We start from the raw sequence: 5,801 nt of genomic DNA, 5'->3' as shown, positions 1-5,801 counted from the left end.
GCGCCGCCGGTCTCCCGGAGCGCGCTCCGGAAGACCGGCGGCAGCGCTATACTGGGGAAGATTCAAACGGCACTTCTGGGGAGTATTGAGCCGGCATCGACACCTCTTCTTCGAGCGTCGGAATCGCCGCCATACTGCAATGGCGCTTCTCGCCACGCAGCCAGCCGAGGAAGGCGCGCATAAAAAGCTCCATGTCGAGCCTATCTGTCTTGGCACGCCGGTGCTCACGCGACACCGCAACGCTGGCAGGGTGGATGGCATAGGCCTCGATGTCGCGCGCCCGCAGCCAGCGCGCCAGCCAGAAGAAGCCGTCGCCGGCCGTCTCATAGGCGACGGCGATCCGCTCGATCGTGTGCCCAGCCTGGCCGGCTTCGTCGCGCCAGCGCTGCAGCAGCTTCAACAGTGATGGTGCGTCAGCATCGGCCTTCTTGAGGGGCTGGCGCTTGAGACCCGGAATAGGCGCGGCAATCAGCCATTTCGCCTTGCTCATTTCGATGACGGCGACGGTCGTGTTATCCCGTTTGAGAGCGGTAAGGGACCGGCTTGCGTCAAAAGACTGCGACATGGGGCGCCTTCGCCCCGGGCATTTGCCTTGCGGTCACGGTCCCTAAAGTCATCTTGCTCGGGAATAGCCTGTACGACCTACGCGAACTGGCCGGATCGTGATTGGTCAATGGCGGGGAAAATAATAGGCCGATTGCTCGGTTTTGCGGACCGAGCTTGTCGGCCGCTCAATCAAAAGCGACAATTGAGGTGGAAGCTCTCCCGCGTGCAAGAGGAGGACCCTTTCGTCCAGTTCCTTGTCTGCTTCCGTGAGACGATGGTTCAGGCGAAGGTAGTCCGTCCAGGTCGGTGTTCGGAATGTTTCTGTCCATTGCACAGGCTTCTGCAGGTTGCGCTGGAGCGTCCAGTGTCGAGCACCGACGCGGCTGTGTACGTGCCGACGCTCGCCCATGAGCTCCAGGAACGCCTCGACATTTTCCTCGGGTACCAGATAGTCAACCTTCACGACGATGGGGCCGCTTCTCGGCTTCAGGTTAACTGCCGGGGCGTTGAATTCCTCCAAAGGATCGGGCTCAGACTCTCGACGTTCGCGGAGCGGAAACAGGATGCCTGTTGCTGCGACCAGCAGCAGAGCTCCAGCGGAGCCCTCCAGCGCCAAGGTCAGGGAATGGTTCTGGGCCTCGGTGCCCCACAGCCAACTGCCGGCCGCGATACCGCCGTCTATCAATGCATAATAGATCGAGATGGTGCGCCCCACGACCCAGCGCGGGCTCGCCAGCTGCACGCTCACGCCCAGCCCGGACCAGGCGGTGACCCAACCCGCACCGCCCAAGGCGAGCACAATTGCCGCCACCGCAATCGAAGAGGTCAGCGCAAGGGAGAGAGAGCATGCCGCGCAGGCGACGCATGAGAGCGTCATCAGCTGTTCTTGCGACAACATTCGTCTGAACATGCCATTGCAGACGCCGCCGAAAACGGCGCCTGTCCCGAATCCGGCCATGAGCGTGCCATAGGCGAGCGGTCCTCCTCCCAACTGATCGCGAACGACCAGGGGTAGCAGCGCGAGTGTGGCGATGCTCGCCAGGCCAAAGAGGGTTCCGCGGGCGATCGCAGCCTTGATCTCGGAAGACATCGCCGTGAAGCGCAGCCCGTCATAGATCGCCGTCCTCATCGGCTCGCGCGGGAGGGGGGAAGAGCGAACCTTCCATTTGCAGCGCCATATGGTGACCAAAGGGACCAGATATGTGAGTGTGGTTACGGCGAAAGCCGTCAGAAGCCCGAACGAGGCGACCACGATGCCGCCGAGCGCCGGGCCCACGGTCCGTACAGTGTTGAAGCCGACGGAGAGCAGGGTAACGGCAGCGGGAACATCGCGTCGGTCCACGATATCGCCAACCGAGGCTTGCCAGGCGGGATCGTTGAGAGCACCGCCGCATGCAATTAAGAAGCTGAAGCCGAGGATCATCCACGGCTCGGCAAAGCCCAGCGCCACAACAGCGGTCAGCATCGCAGATGCTATAACCATAATGCACCGGCCGGCGAACATGACCCTGCGACGGTTGAAATTGTCGGCGATGGCCCCGACGAAGACAGATAGAATGAAGGCGGGCAGCGTTGACGACGCCGGTACCAGCGCGACCATAAGATCGGAAGTCGAGATCGTTGCCATCAGCCAGCTGATGGCAACAGTCTGCATCAACCAGCCGAGGCTGGAAACCTGCGTCGCGAGCCAGATTGAACGAAACGTCCGGTTCCTGAGCGGCGCAAACGTCGCCGGCGAACCTGGATCCGCGTCTGCGCCCGCCACCCTTGTCATTTCGTCCAGACCTTGGCCTTGCCGCTATGGCTTTCAGTCGGTCGTATAATCTCGAAGCGATGGTCTTGGGCGGGTGAAAGAGTCAGGTTCATTTTCTTGCTTGGCGACGTCAGAAGGGGCGCCCTAGGTTGAGCACGGAATTGAATCGGGTGGCACAATCAACCTCCTTCAGGACCTGAAGCATCGAGACTTCCTTGGCCAACTTGCCCATGGCCAATTCTAGACGGGCGGATGTTTCGCGCGGACGTGGTGTGGGACGACTGACGTGTAGTCATCAAAGAGAAAACAGTACCTTTGAAGCTTCATTCTAGAAGGGCGGTTAAACGGCGCCAGCACTGTCGTGTTATGAGACTCGTGCTATCGTTATTCTGCGCGCAGAACTTTCGCCCTTTCTTACCTATCACCTCAATCTCGACATGGGCGGGCGCGTCGCCTTGCGCCGAATAGTAGCCCGAAATAGTAGCCCAAGTTCGTGTCTGATCTCTCCCCGACAGCTCACGGGCGTCGCTCCTTCGGATCTCATTGGAGCGCCCCCCGTTTTGACTGGACAGGCAGCATAGGCGATAAGGCATAGGCATATGACTACGACTTCCGATCCGTTCTCTCATCCGCCCCGTGTTGAAGTGATCACCTCGGTGCAGCGCCGGCGGCGCTGGACGACAGCCGAGAAGGTCCGCCTCGTCGGGAGGCCATGCAGCCGGGCATGTCGGTGTGGCGCGCTGGGCAGGCATTTCGCCCAGCCAGCTCTTTGCCTAGAAGCGGCGCATGCTCGAAGGCGGCGCGAAGCGGTTCAGGCCGATGACGATGTGGTTGGCGCAGCCCATGTGCGGGAGCTCGAGAAACGCGTGCACGATCTGGAGCGCATGCCTGGTCGCGAGACCATGGAGGTCGAGATCCTCAAGGAGGCACTCGATTTCACCGCCCCCAAAAAGCCAGCGTTGCGGCTCGCCTCGACGGCGCCCTGGCCGATCGCTTCCAGGTTATACCCTCCTGAGTCAGGCTCGACGACCTCCACCTCCGTCGGTAAAGGCATATCAGCGTCAGTATCAAGGGTATTCCTATGTGCCTTCGAACAGATGAGCGAGTAGGGCAGTCGAGATCGTCACCGCGCCGTCGGCCGGCGATGGCCACAAAAAGCGTCCCCCGCTCCAGTCGTTTGTTGAACAGGCACGCCCAGTGGCCGTTGTTCCAGATAACCTTCGAAAGATCACCCCTGCGGCCGCGGAAGCAGAACACTTGGCGGCTCAAGATACCGGCAGAAAGGCGCCTGCCGCAAGCGCGTCAACCCAAAGGCGCGACGCCAGCGACAAATCAGCGACCGATCGAGATCATGGCGGCGCGCCACCTGGGTCACCGTGACCCCGGGCTCCAGCGTTTCTGAGACAAGCTGCTCCTTCAGCGCCGTCGACCAACTCCGGCGCTGACCTGTCCCACTCACAATCTCCATCCGATGAATGGACAAGTGGCTAGCCTCGCTGCTTGGATCGTGATCATGGAATCAACCACGACAACAGCGCTTCACCTCCTCATAAACAAGGCGGTCCTCACCGGTTGCTAACCAGTCGGCGTCTCCCTTCCAATCTTGACGAGCAGACGAGGAAACACCCTCTCGAAAGCCCTGCGACGCGTGAGCCATACGCGAAGCCTCGCGATGTTGCCGTGCTGCCCTGATCCGCAGGCTGGTCGACCAGCGGCCGACCTATGGCTATCGGCGCATCACGGCCTTGCTCAACCGCGAACGGGCGCGCGCAATCCGCTGCCGCGACGAATGGGGCATGATCACCTCCTCGACGAAGCCGCGCTCTGCTGCGATAAAGGGATTGGCGAAGCGCTGTTCATACACCCTAGTGCGTTTCTCCGGGCTCCACGGCCGGATCGGAGTCTGCGGTTGGCTCTCAGCGAGGCCGGCTTCACCAAGTGCCGCAGTCTCCGGCACAGACCATCACGAAAAGGGTGCGATCTACACCGGACAATTGTATTAGAAGTTCGGGTGTCTAATGCCTGCGTGCGTCTTTTGGCTTGATTCCAAAATTGCGCTTGAATGCGGTGCAGAAGTTGGAGGTGTGACCGTAGCCGATCTCGTACGCGACCTTTTTGAGGGGGGTATCGCCTCCCTCCAGAAGCAGCATTGCCCGATTCAACCTGCGCTCGGTGACGTATTGCATGTAACTAACGCCCGTCTCCTTGCGCACCTCCTCGGACAGGTCCTGAGCGGACACGCCGAGCGTGGTGGCAAGTTCTGACAAGGAGGGCGGGTTCTTCAGGTTGGCATCCACCATTGTCTTGACGTGTTCGACGCGATTCAAAGACACGTCGCCACAGGAGAGGAATTCGCCGTCGGACAGCACCGCGCTGAGGCTTAGGCAGAGGAGCTCACGAGCCTTAATCGCGGTGTAGCTTTTGGACAGCGATGGGTGAATGCCAGGATTGAGCAATTGTTCGGCAGCTGACATCAGCGAATAAGGGAGCGGACGAGAATACCAGAATGGCACTTCCTTGTCGGCGCCGGAACCTAAGAATTTCGGAAAGCTGACTGGATAAAACCCGAACAGTGACGTCAATCGTTCTGGCCAGATGCCGACGGACAGTGACAACTCGTGGGCGCCGCGGCGCCAGACGCTTCGCTTGTACATTCCCCGCGGTTGATACAAGAGGACAAGCGTCGGCCTGGTCAGTTCATGGTGATGGGCATCGCCAAGCTCGATCCGCCGCGATCCGGACAGGTGTAGCACGAACGCCAAGCGCCCCAAGCCAGGTTCGTCGTCGTAAAATTCCTCCTTGGCCTGTAGCTTGCGGATTGTCAGGCAGGGGTTCTGATAGTCGAAGAAACCATCCACATGACCTGCGGCACTCTGCGGGGGTGGTAGGAAGCGGTAGGCGCCGACCGCTTCACATCCCTCGCCTCGCTGAATCTGCCATCCCCTCCCTTGGTTCAGGCGGCGGATAAATTCTTCCGTGTCGATCACATTTAGCCCTCAAGTGAAAGCAAGCAGCGCGGATTACGGCCGTCGGCTGGTTTGGGGAGGATCGGTTTAAGCAGCATTTTGTTCACGCCGTTGTTTTAATTGGCTAATCACAAAAATATAGCAGCCGAACGGAGCTGTTGTCAAACAACCCCTTCACATCCCTGATGTGTGGGCTGCGGGGTTTCCGACGGCATATTCAACTTTCGTCCCTCGGCATAAGGCACGTGACGAATAAGGCCAGCGAGCTATTCGTTTCGCACCGCATACGTTCGCCTATTGCTGCCGCCAGGTCTCTTACGGGCGGCAGCGAGTGGATGCGACCTTCTCGGTGAGCTCAATTCCATCGGGGCGTCTTCCCGCAACGAAAAGGACGGACCGCCTGCCGTCAGGCGGAAGATCTTCGGGTCAGAGCTCGCTCTCGAAGATCCGGAACGTCTCTGTGAGGAGTTCCATGAAGAGATCGACTTCCGGCTCTGTTATGATCAGCGGAGGGGCTGCCAAGAACCATTCGCCGA

Annotated in this window: 5 protein-coding genes and 3 pseudogenes; 2 read left to right on the top strand and 6 right to left on the bottom strand. The window is 60.0% G+C overall.

Annotated features, from left to right (window positions below):
- Positions 1 to 46: 46 nt before the first annotated feature.
- Complete coding sequence (locus tag NKI29_RS33125) at positions 47 to 490, bottom strand: hypothetical protein (RefSeq protein ID WP_352798662.1); 444 nt, start codon at positions 488 to 490, stop codon at positions 47 to 49.
- A 180-nt stretch (positions 491 to 670) separates the two neighbouring features.
- A complete protein-coding gene (locus NKI29_RS33120; RefSeq protein ID WP_352798660.1) occupies positions 671 to 2,320 on the bottom strand; it encodes an MFS transporter in 1,650 nt (549 codons plus the stop codon).
- A 578-nt stretch (positions 2,321 to 2,898) separates the two neighbouring features.
- Between NKI29_RS33120 and NKI29_RS33115 the strand changes: the two are divergent.
- A pseudogene (locus NKI29_RS33115) lies at positions 2,899 to 3,296 on the top strand (transposase); the annotation flags it as partial.
- Positions 3,297 to 3,466: 170 nt separating this feature from the next.
- Here NKI29_RS33115 and tnpB read toward each other — a convergent pair.
- Positions 3,467 to 3,571: pseudogene (gene tnpB, locus NKI29_RS33110) on the bottom strand (IS66 family insertion sequence element accessory protein TnpB); the annotation flags it as partial.
- A complete protein-coding gene (locus NKI29_RS33105; RefSeq protein WP_352798664.1) occupies positions 3,528 to 3,767 on the bottom strand; it encodes a transposase in 240 nt (79 codons plus the stop codon). The pseudogene tnpB and the gene NKI29_RS33105, both read right to left, overlap by 44 nt.
- Before the next feature lie 179 nt (positions 3,768 to 3,946).
- Here NKI29_RS33105 and NKI29_RS33100 point away from each other — a divergent pair.
- Positions 3,947 to 4,059 (top strand): annotated as a pseudogene (locus NKI29_RS33100) (IS3 family transposase); the annotation flags it as partial.
- On the opposite strand, the gene NKI29_RS33095 reads toward NKI29_RS33100, so the two are convergent.
- Both NKI29_RS33095 and NKI29_RS33090 read right to left on the bottom strand, forming a co-directional pair.
- Entirely contained in the window at positions 4,026 to 4,163 is a 138-nt protein-coding gene (locus NKI29_RS33095; protein WP_502896756.1) for a hypothetical protein, read from the bottom strand. The pseudogene NKI29_RS33100 and the gene NKI29_RS33095 overlap by 34 nt on opposite strands.
- Positions 4,164 to 4,314: 151 nt before the next feature.
- Complete coding sequence (locus tag NKI29_RS33090; RefSeq protein WP_352798658.1) at positions 4,315 to 5,286, bottom strand: helix-turn-helix transcriptional regulator; 972 nt, start codon at positions 5,284 to 5,286, stop codon at positions 4,315 to 4,317.
- Positions 5,287 to 5,801 lie beyond the last annotated feature (515 nt).

This window comes from Mesorhizobium sp. M0678 (genome assembly GCF_040320505.1).
In the GTDB taxonomy this organism is placed as follows: Bacteria; Pseudomonadota; Alphaproteobacteria; order Rhizobiales; family Rhizobiaceae; genus Mesorhizobium.
The sequence above is the reverse complement of the archived record's forward strand: the minus strand, read 5'-3'. Positions and strand labels throughout refer to the sequence as shown.